The sequence below is a fragment of the Gordonia sp. YC-XJ4 genome, assembly GCF_059511865.1.
This window is the reverse complement of sequence record NZ_CM183447.1, coordinates 5801482-5819519: the sequence shown is the minus strand read 5'-3', so window position 1 is coordinate 5819519 and position 18038 is coordinate 5801482. Positions and strand designations below refer to the sequence as shown.

General features: G+C 66.5%; 16 protein-coding genes. 15 read left to right on the top strand and 1 reads right to left on the bottom strand.

Annotation, left to right across the window (positions count from 1 at the left end):
* From AC5ZH6_RS26130 to AC5ZH6_RS26085, 10 genes are all read left to right on the top strand, one after another.
* The gene (locus AC5ZH6_RS26130; protein ID WP_288336189.1) at positions 1–1332 is read left to right on the top strand and encodes an MCE family protein; all 1332 of its coding nucleotides are present in this window, start codon (positions 1–3) and stop codon (positions 1330–1332) included.
* Positions 1329–2348 carry an MlaD family protein gene (locus AC5ZH6_RS26125; RefSeq protein WP_094601354.1) on the top strand — a complete coding sequence of 340 codons (1020 nt, stop codon included), beginning with the start codon at positions 1329–1331 and terminating at the stop codon, positions 2346–2348. Before AC5ZH6_RS26130 ends, AC5ZH6_RS26125 begins: the two co-directional genes overlap by 4 nt.
* Positions 2349–2354: 6 nt before the next feature.
* Positions 2355–3398, top strand: coding sequence for an MlaD family protein (locus AC5ZH6_RS26120; RefSeq protein ID WP_014361923.1), 1044 nt, complete (start codon positions 2355–2357; stop codon positions 3396–3398).
* Positions 3398–4546, top strand: a complete 1149-nt coding sequence (locus AC5ZH6_RS26115; RefSeq protein ID WP_288336188.1) for an MCE family protein — start codon at positions 3398–3400, stop codon at positions 4544–4546. The genes AC5ZH6_RS26120 and AC5ZH6_RS26115 overlap by 1 nt, the downstream gene beginning before the upstream one ends.
* Positions 4546–5658 (top strand): MCE family protein, encoded by a 1113-nt coding sequence (locus AC5ZH6_RS26110; protein WP_006371729.1) that lies wholly within the window; start codon positions 4546–4548, stop codon positions 5656–5658. Before AC5ZH6_RS26115 ends, AC5ZH6_RS26110 begins: the two co-directional genes overlap by 1 nt.
* A 1-nt stretch (position 5659) precedes the next feature.
* Complete coding sequence (locus AC5ZH6_RS26105; protein WP_288336185.1) at positions 5660–6910, top strand: MlaD family protein; 1251 nt, start codon at positions 5660–5662, stop codon at positions 6908–6910.
* Complete coding sequence (locus AC5ZH6_RS26100; protein WP_288336183.1) at positions 6900–7658, top strand: Rv1363c family protein; 759 nt, start codon at positions 6900–6902, stop codon at positions 7656–7658. The genes AC5ZH6_RS26105 and AC5ZH6_RS26100 overlap by 11 nt, the downstream gene beginning before the upstream one ends.
* A gap of 47 nt (positions 7659–7705) precedes the next feature.
* Positions 7706–8620 carry an oxygenase MpaB family protein gene (locus tag AC5ZH6_RS26095; protein ID WP_006371726.1) on the top strand — a complete coding sequence of 305 codons (915 nt, stop codon included), beginning with the start codon at positions 7706–7708 and terminating at the stop codon, positions 8618–8620.
* A 190-nt stretch (positions 8621–8810) separates the two neighbouring features.
* Positions 8811–9515, top strand: a complete 705-nt coding sequence (locus AC5ZH6_RS26090) for a GntR family transcriptional regulator (protein WP_006371725.1) — start codon at positions 8811–8813, stop codon at positions 9513–9515.
* Positions 9516–9550: 35 nt separating this feature from the next.
* Positions 9551–10609 (top strand): alpha/beta hydrolase, encoded by a 1059-nt coding sequence (locus AC5ZH6_RS26085; RefSeq protein WP_006371724.1) that lies wholly within the window; start codon positions 9551–9553, stop codon positions 10607–10609.
* A gap of 7 nt (positions 10610–10616) precedes the next feature.
* Here the strand turns inward: AC5ZH6_RS26085 and AC5ZH6_RS26080 are convergent, their stop codons facing one another.
* Complete coding sequence (locus tag AC5ZH6_RS26080; RefSeq protein WP_288336199.1) at positions 10617–12350, bottom strand: NAD(P)/FAD-dependent oxidoreductase; 1734 nt, start codon at positions 12348–12350, stop codon at positions 10617–10619.
* A gap of 203 nt (positions 12351–12553) precedes the next feature.
* On the opposite strand from AC5ZH6_RS26080, the gene AC5ZH6_RS26075 reads away from it, so the two are divergent.
* The 5 genes from AC5ZH6_RS26075 to AC5ZH6_RS26055 all read left to right on the top strand — a co-directional run bounded on the left by AC5ZH6_RS26075 (position 12554) and on the right by AC5ZH6_RS26055 (position 18030).
* Positions 12554–14398 carry a hydroxysqualene dehydroxylase gene (locus AC5ZH6_RS26075; RefSeq protein WP_288336181.1) on the top strand — a complete coding sequence of 615 codons (1845 nt, stop codon included), beginning with the start codon at positions 12554–12556 and terminating at the stop codon, positions 14396–14398.
* Between the two features lie 18 nt (positions 14399–14416).
* Positions 14417–15046, top strand: coding sequence for a TetR/AcrR family transcriptional regulator (locus AC5ZH6_RS26070; protein WP_014361913.1), 630 nt, complete (start codon positions 14417–14419; stop codon positions 15044–15046).
* 19 nt (positions 15047–15065) lie between these two features.
* Positions 15066–15374 carry a hypothetical protein gene (locus tag AC5ZH6_RS26065; RefSeq protein ID WP_020173121.1) on the top strand — a complete coding sequence of 103 codons (309 nt, stop codon included), beginning with the start codon at positions 15066–15068 and terminating at the stop codon, positions 15372–15374.
* A gap of 42 nt (positions 15375–15416) precedes the next feature.
* Positions 15417–16739, top strand: a complete 1323-nt coding sequence (locus AC5ZH6_RS26060) for an NAD(P)/FAD-dependent oxidoreductase (protein ID WP_006371719.1) — start codon at positions 15417–15419, stop codon at positions 16737–16739.
* A 64-nt stretch (positions 16740–16803) separates the two neighbouring features.
* The gene (locus AC5ZH6_RS26055; RefSeq protein WP_020173122.1) at positions 16804–18030 is read left to right on the top strand and encodes a DUF1214 domain-containing protein; all 1227 of its coding nucleotides are present in this window, start codon (positions 16804–16806) and stop codon (positions 18028–18030) included.
* Positions 18031–18038: the final 8 nt, after the last annotated feature.

Sequence of the window (18038 nt, the reverse complement as noted above, 5' to 3'; positions counted from 1 at the left end):
GTGACGGTCATGCTGCCGGGCAATCCGGTGTCTCGCGGCGGATACATCGTGCGTGCGGTCATCGCGATGATCCTGGTCGGCGCCTTCGCATTCTGGATGGTCGCCCGCAGTACGCATCTGACCAACTCCGACCCCGTCATCCACGCCCAGGTCCCGGTTCAGGCCGGGTTGATCACCACCGGTGCGCCGGTGCGATATCACGGCGTCAAGGTCGGCGAGATCTCGTCGATCGATGCGGGCACCCAGTCCTCCGAGGTGAACCTGACGATCGAGGATTCGGTGATCGGGTCGATCCCGTCGAACGTGATGATGCGTGTGCTGCCGCGAACGTTCTTCGGCGACATCTATGTTCAGCTCGTCCCCGCCCCGCAGCTCGAACACAGTGCGCATTCGCTATCCGACGGCGACGAGATCACCGTGGATTCGGGTCCCGACGCGATCAACCTCTACGACATCTTCACCAAGATGAGTGACCTCATCGCCGAGGTACAGCCGGACAAGATGACCGTTGCCTTGGCGGCGGTGAACAAGGCCATCGGGGGTCGCGGCACCGACCTGGGTCTGATGATCGACCAGTGGGCCACCGCGTCGCAGCAACTCGAATCGGCGGTCGATGAGTTCATCGACGCCACACCGCAATTCCGGCGCGTCGTCGAATCCCTCAAGCGCGCCACGCCGGCGATCACCGAAACCCTCGCCTCGGTCACCCACATCTCCGAGGGCATCCTCGAGCACTCGCAGAGTCTGGCGTCGTTCTTCGCTTCGGCCGCAGGCTATCTGGGAACGGCGGGGCCGTTCGTCGCCGCACAACGCCAGAACCTGATCACCGTGCTGACCTCGACGTCGACGATCCTGTCCACCGTCGCCGACAACCCGAACGGGCTCTCTCGCACCCTGTCGGAGGCCGACAAGTTCGCCATCGCCGGAGCGCAGGTGTTCTCCACCGGAAAGTTCAACATCACCGCCGTGCCCACCTTCTCCCAACCGATGCCGTACACCGCGGCGGACTGCCCAACCTACGGCACCATGCGCGGATCACAGTGCACCGGAACAGGGGCCGAGATCGGCGTCGGTCCGGTGCGCGCGCCCGGTCAGCCGAACGGCACCGTGCTCAACCCGCCGGTGCGCACCCCGACCGCCCCGACCGCCACACCGTCGGCGTTCTCCGGTGACGTGACCATCGACGGTACCGGCGAACGTCCCGCCCTGCGCCGGCTCGAGGGCATGGTGGGCGTCGGGTCGTCGGCCGATGAGGCCGGGGGACAGCCGAATCCGGCGACCGTGGTCATGCTCGGGCCGATGGTCCGCGGAGCGCAGGTGAGCCCGTCATGACCACCCTGTCCCCATGGACCCTGATCAAGGCGGTCTCGTTCGTGATCATCGGGATCGTGGCCGCGGTTCTCGTCGTGAACACACTGCGGGTGCCGGTGGGTGGGCCGACCGACGACTACGTCATCCACTTCGCCGACGCGGAAGGTCTCGTCACCGGCAACCCGGTCAAGATGGCCGGCGTGCGCATCGGTCGGGTCGATTCGATCGCGCTGGTGCCGGGAGCGAACGGGACCGCGCAGGCGTCGGTGACCGTGCAGGTCGAAAAGGACAAGGTCATCCCCGAACGCGTCCACGCCGCAGTGCGTTACGGCGACATGCTCGGCGCCCGCTACATCGCGCTGACCGCGGCCGGCGACGATCAGCCGGCCCGCACCGGCAACGAGATCCCGCTCACCGCAACGACTCCGCCGATCAACCTGACCGCACTGATGAACGGGTTCCAGCCGCTGTTCAGTGCGCTGCAACCGCAGCAGGTCAACGAACTCGCCCGCGGATTCGTCGACACCTTCGAGGGTCGGGCCGGTTCGGTGGAACTGCTGTTGCGACAGATCGCGAGCATGGGGCAGAACCTGTCGGAGAACGGTGTCATCTTCACCCGGCTGGTGACCAACATGAACGTGCTGATGACCACGGTCGAGAAACGCAGCCCGCAGATGACCGAACTGTTCACCGGCTTGAATCAGTTGACGTCGACGATCATCGGCGACAACGGGCAGCTCGGCGCGCTGCTCGACAGCGGCGATCGCGCGTTGTCGTCGCTGTCGCAGATGATGACGGCCGCCGACGGACAGTTCGCCTCGACACTGACCGGTCTGCGCGACGTGACATCGTCGTGGATTCCGCAGACCGAGCAGTTCACGCGGTTTCTCGAGCAGTTCCCGGTGATGGCCGCGAAGATCAATGCGAGCGGACGCTACGGCGGATTCATGATGCTCTACCTGTGCAATTTCACGTTGAAGGCTTTCGATCTGGAGGCCAACATCTTCGGGCCCCAACATTCCTCGGTGTGTAGGTGATCACGAATGTTCCTGGTCAGATTGATCGACGTCTTCGTCGGCATCCTCGAGTTCGTCTTCAAGTCCGACAAGCGTTCTCAAGGAGCCTCGCCTGCGGTCCTCGGTACCGCGGGCATCATCACCCTGCTCGTCCTCGTCCTCGTGGCGATCGGTGTCCCGCAGCTGCGCTACGAACTACGGACCTCGCCGTACGCCGCCGACCTCGCCAATGCGTCCGGTCTGACGACCGCCGACCCCGTTCTCGTCTCCGGGGTACCGGCCGGGCGGATCGAGAGCATCGACCTCGCCGGTGACCATGTGCGCGTGGGCTTTCGGCTCGACAACGGTCAGCCGCTGGGTGATCAGACCCGCGCCGGTGTCCGGTTGCGCACCGTACTCGGCAAGCGCTATCTGGAGATCGTCCCCGGCGGGCACGGACAGGTGGGCCCCGACAACACGATCCCGCTGTCCCGCACCGACAGTCCGTACAGTCTCGACGACATCTCGGCCGCCTCGGTCAACGCGTCCGCACAGATCGACCCCGACGTGCTGCGGGCGATGATGTCGACGATGAAGTCGATCATCCCGGATTCGACGACGCTCGACGCCTCACTGCGCGGTGCGGCCGGCGCCGCATCGGTCATCACCGGGACCGGCTCCCAACTCGACCAGCTGCTGTCGCTGTCCAAACGACTGGCCACCGTCACCGCGGCACAGACCGATTCGATCTCCGACGCGCTGTCGAGCGCGCAGGCGATCGTGCAGACCCTCGTGGTCCGGCGTGTGGTGCTGACCCGGCTCGTTGACAACCTACGCATCGTGCTCGGGCAGATGGCGGCCACCTTCCCGCAGGTACCGATGGGGCAATTGACCACCAACATCGAATCGGTGACGACGACCCTGAAAGACAACGTGGACCACATCAACGCGATCCTGCAACAACTGCCGCCGGCCATGCGCACCGTCACCGACGCCACCGGCAACGGCAACTGGGCCGACGTCGTCTCACCGTCGGCGGTGATCCCCGACAACATGCTGTGTGTGCTCGGTGTGATGCAGGGGTGCCGCTGATGACCTTTCGTCAGGTTCGCGAGGTCCGGCACCGGAAACGCTATGGCGGGAAGATCTTCGCCGCACTACTGGTGGTCGCCGCGCTGGTCGCCGGGACGTGGTACATCTTCGGCCGTAGTCCCGACACCACCAGCGTCAACGCCGATTTCGCCTTCGTCAACGGCCTGTACACCGGTTCCAAGGTGACGGTCCTCGGGGTGCCGGTCGGCCAGATCACCGCCGTCGATCCGCGTGGCGATCACGTTCATGTGGAGATGACCATCGCCGGGGACGTCCGGCTGCCCGCCGACGTGCAGGCCTACGTCCTGAACCCGTCGGTGATCAGTGACCGTCACCTCGAACTCGGACCGGCCTACACCAAGGGCCCCGAATTCGCCGACGGCGATACGATTCCCCAACAGCGGACGCACTCGCCGATCAGTTTCGACCAATTGATGGGCAGCCTCGGCACGCTGACCAAGATCCTCGGCCCGTCGGCCGATCCGCAGTCGGCGGATGTGGGAACCCTGCTGGCCCGCACCGCACAGTCCTGGGATGGCGGCGGTCCCGAATTCAACACGGCGATGGGCCAATTGGCATCGGCGAGCGGGATCGTCGGCGCCCACGCCGACGACATTCAGGATCTCATCGACTCACTCAACCAACTCATGCAGACCTTCCAGGCCAAACAGGTTTCCCTCGACGGGTTGATCGACTCGATGGGAGCGTTGAGCAACCAGTGGGCCTCGGCCAACCAGGACATCACCACCCCGATCAACGATCTCAAGGTGATCTTCGATCAGGTCAACGCCTTCGTCATGGCCCACGGCAACGATGTCGGCGTGGTCGCCGACAACCTCAAGGCGCTCGGCGACACCCTCGCCGCCAACAAGTCGGGACTGGCCGAATTCATGGATCTCGCACCACTGATGATGCAGAACCTGTCGAGCACGATCGGCCCCGACCATCGGGGGCGAATCCGGCTGAACATCTCGACGACACTGACACAGTTCAAGACCCTCAAACCGCTGTGTGACCGATTCCCGATGCCGCTGTGTGTCGGTGCGGGACTGACCAATCCGATCTCGTTCCCGATCAGCTCGTCGGACCCGCTGGGCATCGTCTCGGCGATCTCCGGTGGCGCCCTTCCCCCACAGGGAGGCCGCTGATGGCAGCGATGCGAGGCGCCGGTGGATGGCGGCGGCCGGCGATCGGTGCCGTGGCCGCGCTGACAGTGGCCTGCGGTGTGAGCGGGTGTGCGACGGGACTGCAGGATCTGCCGTTGGCCGGTGCGCGTGGCACCTTCGACGTGACCGCCGAACTGAGCACCGCGGACGGCGTCGTCGACGGCTCCGACGTGCGCAGCGGCCAGCAGATCGTCGGCCGGGTCACCGACATCGCCCTCGATGGTGGGCACGCACAACTGACGCTGTCCCTCGACGACCACACCGATCTGCCGGCGAATGTCCGTGCCTCGGTGGAACTCCCGTCGGCGCTGGGCACCCCGTTCATCCGGCTGACCCCACCGCAGAACCCGCAGGGCCATCTCGGCGGGGGTGCCCGCATCGGTCTCGACGCCACCAGCGTCGGTCCGCAGGTGGAAGGGACCCTCGCGGCCCTGGGCAACGTCCTCTCCGGCAGCGGTGTGAGCCAATTGCAGTCTGTGATGGCGAGCCTGAACGAGGCGTTCGACCAACGCTCGGACAAGGTGGGTGTGCTGATCGACACCCTGAACCGCCTGCTCGCCCGATCATCGCGCTACACCGACGATTTCAACGCGGCGATGTCGGCGGCTGCCGACGTCACCGACACGCTCGCCGGACAGCAGAATCTCGTCGAGGACTTCTTGTCGCAGACCCCGGCTGCGGTCAATGTGCTGGCCGCGCAACGTGATCAGCTGGCCACCCTGATGTCACAGACCACCTCACTGGCCCGCAGCGCCGACGCGATCACCCGGGGCCGGCAACCACAATTGAATTCGCTGGTGACCGACGCGAACGCGCTCGTGAGTTCGCTGGGCACCTTCAACGACAACGTGGGGCAGACGCTGACGCACATGAATCAGTTCATGGCCAACTTCACCCGGTCGATCCGTGGCGACTACCTGGTGTTCGACGGTGCCCTCGACATCCCCGGCGGCATCGACAAGATCCTCACCGGCGGGATGCTGCTGTCGGGGCAGCCGCTGCCGACACCCGGCGATCTCACCGACGCCCTCACCGGCGGACTCCCCGGCGCCCACCGGCCGGGCCGCCCGACGCGACCGAACGGAGGTCGCTGACATGGCACTCACCCTGCACGGCAAGCGATATGAGCTGCCGACCGGATCGATCCAGTTCGCGATCTTCCTGATCATCGCGGCGATCGTCATCCCCTACGGCATCAACTTCGTCGCCGGCCCGGAAGGCTTCGGCGACAAGCTCACCCTGCACGCCCGGATGGACAATGCCTTCGGCCTCACCGCGGGGACCGGCGTCACCCTGCGCGGGGTCGACATCGGCACCGTGCACTCGGTCACGCTCGACGGGTCGGGAGATGCCGCGAATGTCGAGCTCGTCGTGCGTGGCAGCACTCGCATCCCGAAGAACGCGTACATGCAGGTGACCATGGCCACGATGGCCGGCATCCAGAGCGTCGACATCATCCCGAGTTCCGACGACGGGCCCTATCTACACAGCGGTGACACCATCGCCGCGCCCGCCGACAAGCAGCCGATGCAGATGGATGCGATCATCGCGCAGGCCGCCAAGGTGCTCGAGAGCATCGGCCCGGGCAACCTCGCGACGGTCGGCAACGAGATGTACCAGGCCTTCGGCGAGAACCCCGATTCGTTGAACACCCTGGTGTCCAACGGACTCCAACTGTCGGATCTGGTCAGTCGCAATGCGCCGATCCTGCAGGGGCTCTTCGGTGACTGGCTCAACGTCCTGCACGCGATGAGTGACAACACCGCATCGTTCGAGACCGGGATGCGATCGGTGGCCTCCTTCACCGATCAGCTCGACTCCGAACAACCGGTGTTCGTCTACCTGCTCGATCACTCCCCGGCAGCGCTGAACCACGCACAACAACTGTTCGACAAGTACCGCGGGACCTTCGGTGGGGTACTGGCCAACCTGGCCACCGTGGAACCGGTCATCAGCAACCGTTCGGCGGCCCTGCAGACCGGCCTGCAAACGATCCCGCAGGGTCTGATCGACCTGCGGTCCATCGTCAAGAACGGCCGCGGCGACTTCGCGCTCATCGGGACCCAGGGGCCGGTGTGCATGTTCTACGACGAACCGCGGCGCACCGTCGGCGATCTCACGCCCTCGGACCCGAACCTCACCCGGTACTGCCCGCCCGGCAACGGACTCGAACAGCGGGGCGCGATGAACGCGCCGCGTCCCGACGATCTCGGAACGTCCTCCTGGACGAGTCCCGGTGGGGTGTCGGGTCCACCGGCGGTCACCGATCCCCTCCTGATCCCCAACGGCGCCGAACTCCTGCAATGGTGGCGCGAACTCCTCGAAAGGGCACAACATGGCAACTGACATCACCGCGAGTGAGAAGACGGCACAACAGGATTCGGCACAACAGGATTCGGGCACCGGGACCGAGCCGACGGCAAAGGTGGCGGTGTCGGTGCCCAAGAACAGTCCGCTTGGCAAGAAGCGCACCAAGGCCGCGGCGGTCACATCGGAGGCCGAGCCGGCGGCCACCCAACCCGCCGACACCGAACCCGGTGACTCGCAACAGGACTCGGTGAACACGCCGACGTCGGGGCGCACATCGGCATCGGAGCGGCGTCGGGTGCTGCCGTGGATCACCGGCGTGCTGGCGGTGCTACTCGTCGCAGCGATCGCCCTCGCCGGATACTTCGGGTACGAGGCGTTCTCGGGCAACGACTCCGACGGCGCGGTGACCGCGCAGATGCGCACACAGGCCACCGACACCGCACGTGATTACGCGATCAAGCTCTCGAGCTTCGACTATCGGGACCTCAACAAGAACCGTGATGCGATCGCGTCGATGTCGACGGAGAACTTCGCGGCCAAGTACAGCGAGATGGTGTCGGCATTGACCCAGATCGTCACCGACGGCAAGGGGGAGGCGACCGCCGAGGTCCCCCACGCCGCGGTGGAGAACATCGATGCCGGCACGGCGACGGTCCTGCTCTTCGTGAATCAGAAGGCCACCAACGTCGTCGCCCCCGACGGAAAGAACCAGCCGTACCGAATGCTGGTCACCCTCAAACGATCCGGCGACCACTGGCTCGTCGACAACGTCGAGACCATCTGAGGTCGCGCCACCCACCCGAGCACCTCCCACCGACGAAAGGGACCGTCATGGCCACCAGCTATCTCCCTGATCTCGACCACACCGCGCCCGAACTCACCACCGCCAGAACACGTATCAAGATCACCACCCGCAAACGCCGCGCCACGAGCCTGCGCAAACCCGCCCGCATCCAGGAGGCCATCGACTTCTGGTCCTTCGCCGGCGGTGCGGCCAACGTCGTCATGCAACTCGGCTGGCCCGAAGTCGCCTACGGCGTCATGGAGAGCAAGGTCGAATCGGGCTCGCTGATGCACCACCCGTGGAAACGGGCCCGCACCACCGGCCAGTACCTCGCCGTCGCGATCCTCGGCACCGAAGAGGAGAAGGCGGCCTTCCGGGAGGCCGTCAACTCCGCGCATCGTCACGTCCGCTCCGACGATCAGAGTCCGGTGAAATACAACGCCTTCAACCGGGAACTGCAAATGTGGGTGGCGGCGTGTCTGTTCGTCGGCATCGAGGACATGCACATCCTGCTGCACGGGGTGATGACCGAGGAGGAAGCCGACGAGTTCTACCAATCGGGCAAGACACTCGGCACCACCCTACAGGTCCCCGAGGACATGTGGCCGGCCACCCGCAAGGAGTTCGACCACTACTGGAACGTGGCGTGCCAACGGATCGTGATCGACGACACGACGTGTGAGTTCCTCAACGACCTCGTCGATCTGCGGATGATCAACCCACTGATCCGGTTGCCGTTCGTGAATCTGCTGCGCTTTCTGACGATCGGCTCGCTGCCGCCGATCTACCGCGATCAGCTCGGCCTGGAATGGACCGACGACGACCGCAGACGTTTCGAGCACCTGTTCACCTTCGTCTCCGTGGTCAACAAGTTCCTGCCGAAGTCGATCAGATTCGGCGGCAGCCGCATGTTGATGCGTGATCTGCGCAGCCGGATGAAGCACGACAGGCCGATGGTGTGAGTGTGTCCGGTCACCGTCCACGTCTACGTGACAATTGCCCGATCCATCCGCTGGCGAGCGTGCGCACCGTACGGTTGACTGATCGTATATACCCCGCGGCCCTGCGACGGCCGAACGAGCGCCGCCACCGCGCCCGTCCGGCCTCGGTCATCGAGTCGTCGGGACGGGGATGAGGACAGGAGGACAGGCGATGGCTGCTGTGCGGCTGGGTCGTCGACAGCTCACCGACGAGGTCGCCGACCATCTGCGGACGCGCATCATGACCGGCGAGATCCGGCCGGGGGAGTTCATCCGGCTCGACGAGACCGCATCGGCGCTCGGGTGCAGTGTCACACCGGTACGTGAGGCGCTGGTGACGCTGCGCGGGGAGGGATTGGTCCGGTCGTCACCGCATCGCGGCTTCATCGTGGAGAGCCTGGGACGCGGCGACATCGTCGACATCTTCTGGATGCAGGCCGAGTTGTCGGCGCGGCTGGCGACCCACGCCATCGCCGACCCGGACCTCCCGAGAAGCCTCACCGACCTCGCCGAGATCGTCGACGAGTTGGAGAAGGCGGTGACCGCGGGCAACGCCGACCGCGTGCTGGATCGCGAGTTCGCCTTTCATCGTCGGGTGAACCTGATGGCGCACAGCAAGAAGCTGGCGTGGTTCCTGTTCTCCGCCAACAAGTATTCGCCCGATGAGCTGTACGCCCAGGACTCCGAGTGGGGCCGGCAGGCGGTGGCCAGTCATCGTCGTCTCATCGGTTATCTGCGCGACGGTGACGAGAGCGCGATCCGCGAGGAGATCCACGCGCGATTCGCCGATGCCCGCGACCGACTGATCCGCAGTCTCGAGGCCGTCGGATTCTGGGACGAGGACTCCGACGCCGACTCCCGCGAGCACGCCTCATAGAGATCGCCGGCGGCCGGTCGCGTAGATTGCGGCGCATGTCGACACTGGATGGTGCCCTGCTGGTCCTGCGTTTGGCGGGTGGACATCAGGTGGCCCCGGACATCGAGACCCCGCACACCGTCCTGTATCCGGGTGCACACCGTGAGCTGCGGCGATACGGCACCGACGAGCAGGTCGCCGCGGCCCGCGCCACGGGGCGGCCGCCGGTGTTGCTCGTACCGCCGCTCGCGGTGTCGGCGCGTTGCTACGACCTCGGACCCGGCCAATCGGTGGTCGAACGGTTCCTCGAGATTGGTCGGGTGCCGTATGTGGTGGACTTCGGTGAGGTCGGTCGCGCCGAGCGGGACATGGGGTTCGAGGACTACTTCGACGACATCGTCCCGCAGGCCATCGACCGGGTCCTCGACGACCACCCGGGCGCCGAGCAGGTGGATCTGGTGGCGTGGAGTATCGGCGGCACGATCAGCTTGTTGACGGCCGCCGCGCACCCGGAACTGCCGATCCGCTCGATCGCCGCCATCGGCACACCCCTGGATTACGACGCGGTGCCTCCGTATCCGCTGGTCAAGAAGGTGATGAAGCCGACCGGCGGCAAGGCCGTCACCGCGGCATTGCGGGCATTCGGCGGCATCCCCGCCCCGCTGGTGCGCATCGCCTACCGCGGGACCGCGTGGCAGCGGGAACTGAAGAAGCCCGGCTACATCATGCGCAACGCTCACGACACCGAGGCGCTGGCACGCATGCAGGTCATCGATCGTTTCCAGAACTCGATGCCCGGATATGCGGGCAAGGTGTCGGAACAGATGTGGGAGAACTTCGTCTACCGCGGCGAACTCGCGTCCGGTGTGGTCGATTTCGGCGGACGCCGCGTGGACCTCACCTCGATCGCAGTTCCGATCGCGCTGTTCGGCAGTCACCGCGACGCCATCGCCAGTTGGCAGGCGGTGCGTCACGGCGTGGAAGTGCTCGCCGATTCCCCGCAGGTGCACTTCACCACCGTCGAGACCAGCCATCTCGGCCTGATCGCCGGTGAGGCGGCCACAAGCCAGACGTGGCCGCGGGTCGCGGAGTTCCACGCCGCGCTCGATGACTGAGCTGCGGTCAGCCGAGCGCTCTGGCCTCCACCCATTGGTGCACCAGCGGGACCACACCGGCACCCTCCCCGGACGCCGATGCGACCCGCTTCATCGACCCCGAACGGATGTCGCCGGCCGCGAACACGCCCGGTGCGCTGGTCGCCAGGTTCGCCGGCGGTAGCCCGTCGCCCCAGCGATCCTTGGGAACATCACGCCCGGTGAGAACGAAACCGCGTGCGTCACGGGCGATGTCGTCGGGGATCCATTCGCAGTGCGGCTCCGCGCCGATGAGCAGGAACAGACCGCCGACGGCCCGCTCCTCGAGCGTGCCGGTGCTGCGGTGGCGCAGCGTGATCCGATCCAGCGTCGGCGATCCACCGCCGTCGACGACCTCGCACCCGCCGCAGACGCTGATCCGCGGGTGATAGGCGATCTCGCCGATCAGGTACTGCGACATCGTCGAGGTGAGGTCGGCGCGCCGGACGACAATCGTCACCGATCGCGCAAATCGGGCGAGGTGGATCGCGGCCTGCCCGGCGGAGTTGCCGCCGCCGACGACGATGACGTCGCGGCCCTCCATCTCGCGTGCCGCCGACATCGCCGCCCCGTAGAACACCCCGAGCCCGACGAGTGCCTCGAGGGAGTCGACGCCGAGCCGGCGGTAGGCGACCCCGCTGGCGATGAGTACCGCGTGTGCGCGCACGTCGCCACCGTCGGTGATCAGGCAATGCGGCCGGTTCTCGACGCCGACTTCGAGTCGTTCGACGGCCCAACCCGAATAGAACCGCGCGCCGAAGCGCACCGCCTGGGTGCGGGCGCGCTGGGCCAGCCGCATGCCGGAGATGCCGCGCGGGAAGCCGAGGTAGTTGCGGATCATCGAACTCGTGCCGGCCTGGCCGCCGATCGCCGAGGACTCGATGACCACCGTCGACAACCCCTCGCTGGCGGCGTAGACCGCGGCGGCCAGGCCGGCCGGGCCGGCTCCGGCGATCGCGAGATCCACCACGGAGTCCTCGGCCACATCCGACGGGCGCCCGTACATCATCACCGACACGTCGCGCGCCGAGTCCGGGGCGATGACCGTGCGGTGGGACTTGCTGACCATCGACTGGACCAGGGGGAACCTCGGGCCGTCGGTGGTGTCGGTGCCGTCGATTGCGCTGTGGTCGAAGGCCGCCTGCGCCTCGCGTCCGGCGGGGCTGTCGGGGGTGTGGGTGCGGTGCGGCATGCCCATGCGGTCGAGGAGGTCGCGGATCTCCAGTGTCAGTGGGCTTTCCGTGTCGGCGATGATGCGAATCGATTCGACGACGGGCGCGGCGATCGTGGCGCCCCAATCCGAGAGCATCTCGGTGATCGCGTAGTGGAACTCCTCGTCCCGGGCTCCGCGCGGCATGAGTAGGAATGTGTCGAACTTGCCCTTGCGCAACGGAATCCGAAGTGCTTCCGACGTCGTGGCGAAGCGGTCCCAGTGGATGACGACGACGCGTCGGGCGGTGGGGACGATGCTGCGGAAGGTGCCGAGTGCCTCGAGGATCGGCATGTCCGATAGTTCGGATTCGGCGACGATGAGCGCGATCGGCTCACCCTGCGAGGACAGTTGTCCGAGGGTGGTGATGGCCTCGATCGCCGAGGACACGCAGCGTACGTGGTAGTCGCGCCGGTAGCGGCCGAACTCGTCGGACAGGGCGTTGGCGTGGTTGCCGGTCACGAGAAGGATGGTCGGCGTGGGTGTTTCGGGTCCGGCGGCCGTGCCGGGCATCGGTTCGGTCACGGGGTGAGGTTTGCAGACAGACGGGCCATGCAGTCCAGTGTGACAGCAGGCCTCGACGACGGCCGTCGATACGTTTTCGCCGAAACGTCCCACCGAGGATGGCGATGGTGGTAGAAATTACTTACCGAAAGAGTCAAGGCTGACTGTTATGGTCGGCCGACTGTCGTGGACGACTTGTACGGGGGAGTCGAATGTCGGGAAGTGATCTGAATGCACGTGGCGACGCGACGTCGGCACAGGACTCGGGTGTGTCACGCCGTCGATTCCTGACCGGTGCGGCCGCGGCCGCCGTGCTCGCCGGAACCGCGGTCGCGATGCCGGGGGTCGCGGTTCCGGCGGCGCGGGCGGTACCGCCGACTCCGGCCCGACGGCGGCGGGTGGCGATCTTCGGCGGCGGGATGGCCGGTCTGTCGGCGGCGCACGAACTCGTCGAGCGCGGATTCGCGGTGACCGTCTACGAGCCGGCCTACCTCGGTGGTAAGGCGCGCAGCCACGACGTGCCCGGTACTGCGGCCGGAGGTCGGATGGCGCTGCCGGGCGAACACGGCTTCCGCTTCTTCCCCGGCTGCTATCAGCATGTCCCCGATACCATGTCGCGGATTCCGGTGCCCGGCGGCGGCACCGTGAAGAGCCGGCACCTCGTCGACGTCGACACCGCCGTCGTCGCATTCGCCGACGCCGGGTATGCCCCGACGATCGCGCCCGCCTCCATCGTGGGAATGATCGACCATGCCGGGGCCCTCGCGGCCCTGGACAACGTGCGTAATGCGCTGACGACCGGTCTGAAATTCGTCGTCGACATACCGCCGGCCGAACTCGCCTACTTCGTCACCCGGGAACTCATCATCGCCACGAGTTGCACCGAACGCCGAGTCGGCCAGTGGGAGAACCAATCCTGGATGCAGTTCGTCAAGGCCGACACCAAGTCGCCGGCCTATCGGCGGTATCTGGCCGGGGCGCTGACCCGGGCGCTGGTCGCGGCGAAATCGCAGACCGCCTCGGCGCGGACCATCGGGCAGATCGGCCTGGCGTTGGCGACCTCGGCGACCGGCCTGATCGGCAACTACGAGGCGGGACTGGTCCAGGGTGGTGTCGACCGAATCCTCAACGCCCCCACCAATCATGCGTGGATCGACCCGTGGGTCGCCTATCTGCGCCGGGCGGGTGTGCGGTTCGAGATGGGGGAGGGGGCAGCGGCATTCGAGGTCGGTGACAAGCAGATCACCGGGGTTCACACCAGCTCCGGACGGCGGGTGGACGCCGACTGGTACGTCGCCGCGATGCCGCTGGATCGGATCCGCCCCTTGTTGGGGTCGGCCGTCCTCGGGGCAGCACCGGAGCTCTCCGGAATCTCTCGCCTGCAGGATGATTGGATGGTGGGCATCCAGTACTTCCTGTCCCGCCGCTCGAATCTGCCGCCTGGCCACATCGCGGCGTTGGGAACCCCCTGGGCGTTGACCGGTCTGTTCCAGGCGGCGCCGTGGGGCGTCGACTTCGCCCGGACCTACGGTGACGGACGCAGCAAGGATTGCCTGTCGATCGACATCTCCGATTGGGACACACCGGGAATCCTCTACGGCAGGACCGCCAAGCAGTGCACCCGTGACGAGATCGCCAAGGAGGTGTGGGCGCAGATGTCGAAGGCGATGAATTCCGGTGGGCGAGAGCTCCTGCGAAGCGAGGACATCGTGACCTGGTCGCTCGATCCCGGGATCACCTGGTCCCCCACCATCGCCAACGCGACCCCGCTGATGGTCAACACCGCAGGCTCGTTGCCGCATCGTCCCGGCGTCGCCACCTCGATCGCGAATCTGTTCATCGGCGGCGACCACGTCCGCACCAACATCGATCTGGCAACCATGGAGGGTGCCAACGAGTCCGGGCGTCGGGTGACCAATGCGATCCTCGACGCCGCGGACAGTCCGGCGCCGCATGCCGCGGTGTACCCGCTGTGGGAACTGCCGATGCTCGATCCGCTCAAGGCGCAGGACCGGGACCGCTATCGCGCCGGGCTGCCGCACATTCTCGACGTGTGACTGTCCTAGGCTGGACATGTGACCTCGCTTCCCGACGACGCGGACCGAGGCCGACCTGCCCCGCGACAGCGGCGAAGTGACCTGACCCGTGTCACGATTCTCAATGCGGCACTTCGGGTTCTGGTCGAGCGTGGCTATGCGCACACCAGCACCGTTGCGATCCAGGCCGAGGCGGGTGTGACCCGTGGGCGCATGCTGCACCATTATCCGTCCAAGGATGCGTTGCTGATGGCCGCGGTCGGGCATCTCGCCCGAACGCGGCTGGCCGAGTTGCCCTTCGGGATCGACTGGCCCGACGATCCGGTGGAGCGGATCTCGCAGGCGACCGAGGTGGGGTGGTCGACGTTTCACCAGCCTTACTTCGTCGCGTCGATGGAACTGTGGATCGCCGCGCGCACCAACGAGGCGTTGCGGACCGCGCTGCTACCCACCGAACGGGAGATCGGCGCGACGGTGAGGTCGGCGGTCGATGGATTCCTGGGCCCGGAACTGACCTCGGCGCCGGGATATGCGGCGCTGTATCCGGTGCTGCTCTCGAGCATGCGTGGGGTGGCCACGACCTATCTGATCGACCGCCGTGACCCGCGAACCGATCCGCACCTCGAACTGTGGAAGCGGATGCAGCGCAAGTACCTGCTGGGTGAGTGACCTGCGTAGGCTGACGAGCATGGCATTCGATCCCACTGTCGCTGGTGTCGCCGTCGGCCTGGTCGGCGGTTTCGGCGCTTTTCGTGCGACGGGCCGTCGCGAACTCGGCGGCGTCGTCGTCACCTCGGCCGGCGCCTACTGCACCCGCGAATGGCTGCGGCGCGGACCCGCGGTCGCGGGCGGCCTGCTCGGCAGCTACGTTGCCGCCTTCGCCATCTCGCATCCCCTGGCGAAGAAGATCGGTGCGTGGCCGTCGGTCTTCGCGGCGACCGCTGCAGCGGCGGCGGTAACCGTCGCGGTGACCTCGGCGGTACCGGTCAAGAGCTGAGGGTCCCGTCGTGGCGTCGGACTTTCTGCCACAATCGGCGAGGTGAATGCGTCCCAACCCCGCCGGGACACCCGGCCGCACGTGGTCATCATCGGTGCCGGTTTCGCCGGTATGCACGCGGCGCGCAGCCTCCGGCGCGCGAACGCGAAGGTGACGGTCATCGATCGCGGTACGAGTCACCTGTTCCAGCCGTTGCTCTATCAGTGCGCGACGGGACTGCTGTCGGAGGGCTCGATCAGCAGCCCGATCCGGCACCTGCTGCGCAGGCAACGCAACGCCGACGTCTACTGCGCCGAGGCGACCGACATCGATCCCGCGGCGCGCACGGTCACCGTCACCCGGCTCGACTCGTCGGTCGAGCAGGTCGGATACGACTACCTCGTCGTCGCGGTCGGCATGCGCACCGCCTACCACGGCAACGAACATCTGATGGAGCACACCATCGGGATGAAGACCCTCGACGACGCACTTGCCATCCGCCGCAAGGTGATGGGCGCATTCGAGGTCGCCGAGACCCTGCCCGATCCCGAACAGCGCAAGCCGTGGCTGACCTTCGCCATCGCCGGCGGCGGGCCCACGGGTGTCGAATTGGCAGGCCAGATCCGGGAATTGGCGCACAACGCGTTGGAGCGCGAGTTCCGCAGCATCGACCCGGATGAGGCGCGGGTGATGCTGTTCCAGGGGGCCGACCGACTGTTGCCGTCGTTCAGTCCGTCGCTGTCGACGAGCGCGTTGCGCACCCTTGAACGCCTGGGCGTGGAAACACATTTCGGGGTGCACGTCACCGACGTCGGTGCCGACACCGTCGAGATCACCGAGAAGAAGTCCGGGGAGGTGCGCACCTTCGGTGCCCGCACCACGCTGTGGACGACCGGCGTTGAGGCGGTGCCGTTCGTGAAGGCGCTCGCCGACGCGATCGGGGTGAAACAGGACCACGGCGGCACCATCCCGGTTGGGGACGACCTGTCGGTTCCGGGCCATCCGGACATCTTCGTCGTCGGTGACATCAGCTCCTACAAGGAGTTGCCCGGCGTCGCGGAGGTGGCGATGCAGGGTGGCAGGCACGCCGGAGAGGTGATTGCCGGGCTCCTCGCCGGAGGCTCCGAGCGACCTGCGTTTCGGTACCGGGACTTCGGTAGCGCCGCCTACATCTCCCGGAAGAACGCGATTCTGGAGACCGGTCCGCTGCGCCTGTCGGGTCGGGTGGGCTGGCTGGCGTGGGGTGCGATCCACATCGCCTTTCTCGCCGGTGTCCGCAACCGCACCGGAACCCTGGTGACCTGGGCGGCGACGCTGCTCACCGACACCCGTCGCGAACGCGCCATCACCTACGGCGATCCGAAGACTGCGCGCAAGTCGTTCTGAGCGGGCCCGCCGAGTCGTAAGGTGAGTACTGGACGATGTAGGCGGGCATGAACGGAGATCGGGCATGAACGGCCGAACACTGGCGACCTCGGCACTCGACGGATTCCGGCGGGCCCGCGTGGCCTGGCTGAAGGTACGCGGCAAGACTCCCGATGACGTCGCCGAGGCGCGGGTGGCCACCGGCAAGGCGTGGGAGGAGTTCTGCGACACGCTGAAATCGGCGGGCGCATCGATCATGTACCCGGGGACGCCGACCGATCCGCTGACCCAGGCCGAGGGTTATCGCTATCTGTCGCGGCTCACCCGCGCCGGACTCGAAGCGTTCGTCGAATACGCAGACCCGCGAGCGCCCGTGCTGCGCAGGATGATTCATGAGACCGCCAAGATGGGCTCGGACAACCCCGACAACTACTACCAGAATGCGACGATCGACGGGACGCTCACCTACCGCATCAGCGGAACGCGCGGCACCGTCGACTATCTCGGCTTCGGGACGCAGGAGGGCAATTACGGTCAGGGCGGGCAGATGCCGACGACCGGATACGTCGAGGCCTCGGACCTGCAGATCGCCGACGACGGCACCTTCGAGTTGATCGTCAGTGCGACCCGCCCCTGGCCTGAGGGGCAGGACGGCAATTGGTTGCCGATGACCGCTGATACCGGGCTGCTGATCGTGCGTCAGACCTTCGCCGATCGCACCACCGAGGTGCCCGCCGATCTGCACATCGAGCTCTACGATCCGGCTGTCGGTGCCGGCAACGACCAGGCGCCACCGGCGCCCGAGCCGCTCACCGCCGCACAGCTCGATGCCGGGCTCGGAAAGGCGAGTCTGCTTGTGGCCGGCGCGTCGATGCTGTTCGCCAAGTGGGCGCATGACTTCGCCGAGCACACCAACGAACTCCCCATGTTCGATCCGGAGAAATCGACGAAGGCCGGTGGAGACCCGAATATCATCTACTACCACAGCTATTGGCGCCTGCGACCCGATGAGGCGCTGGTGATCGACGCGGAGATCCCCGAGTGCGAGGCGTGGAACTTCCAACTCGACAATCACTGGCTCGAGTCGCTGGATTACCGGTATTCGACGATCCATGTCAACAAGCACACCGCCAAGTATCGGCCCGACGGGAGCGTGCGAATCGTCGTCGCGCACACCGACCCTGGTGTGCCGAACTGGCTGCACACCACCGGACATGACTGTGGCGGAATGACTTTCCGTTGGATTCGGGCCCAAGATCATCCGCAACCACGGACCCGGGTGGTGCCGGTCGCTCAGGTTCGCGAACTCTGACGCCCGGG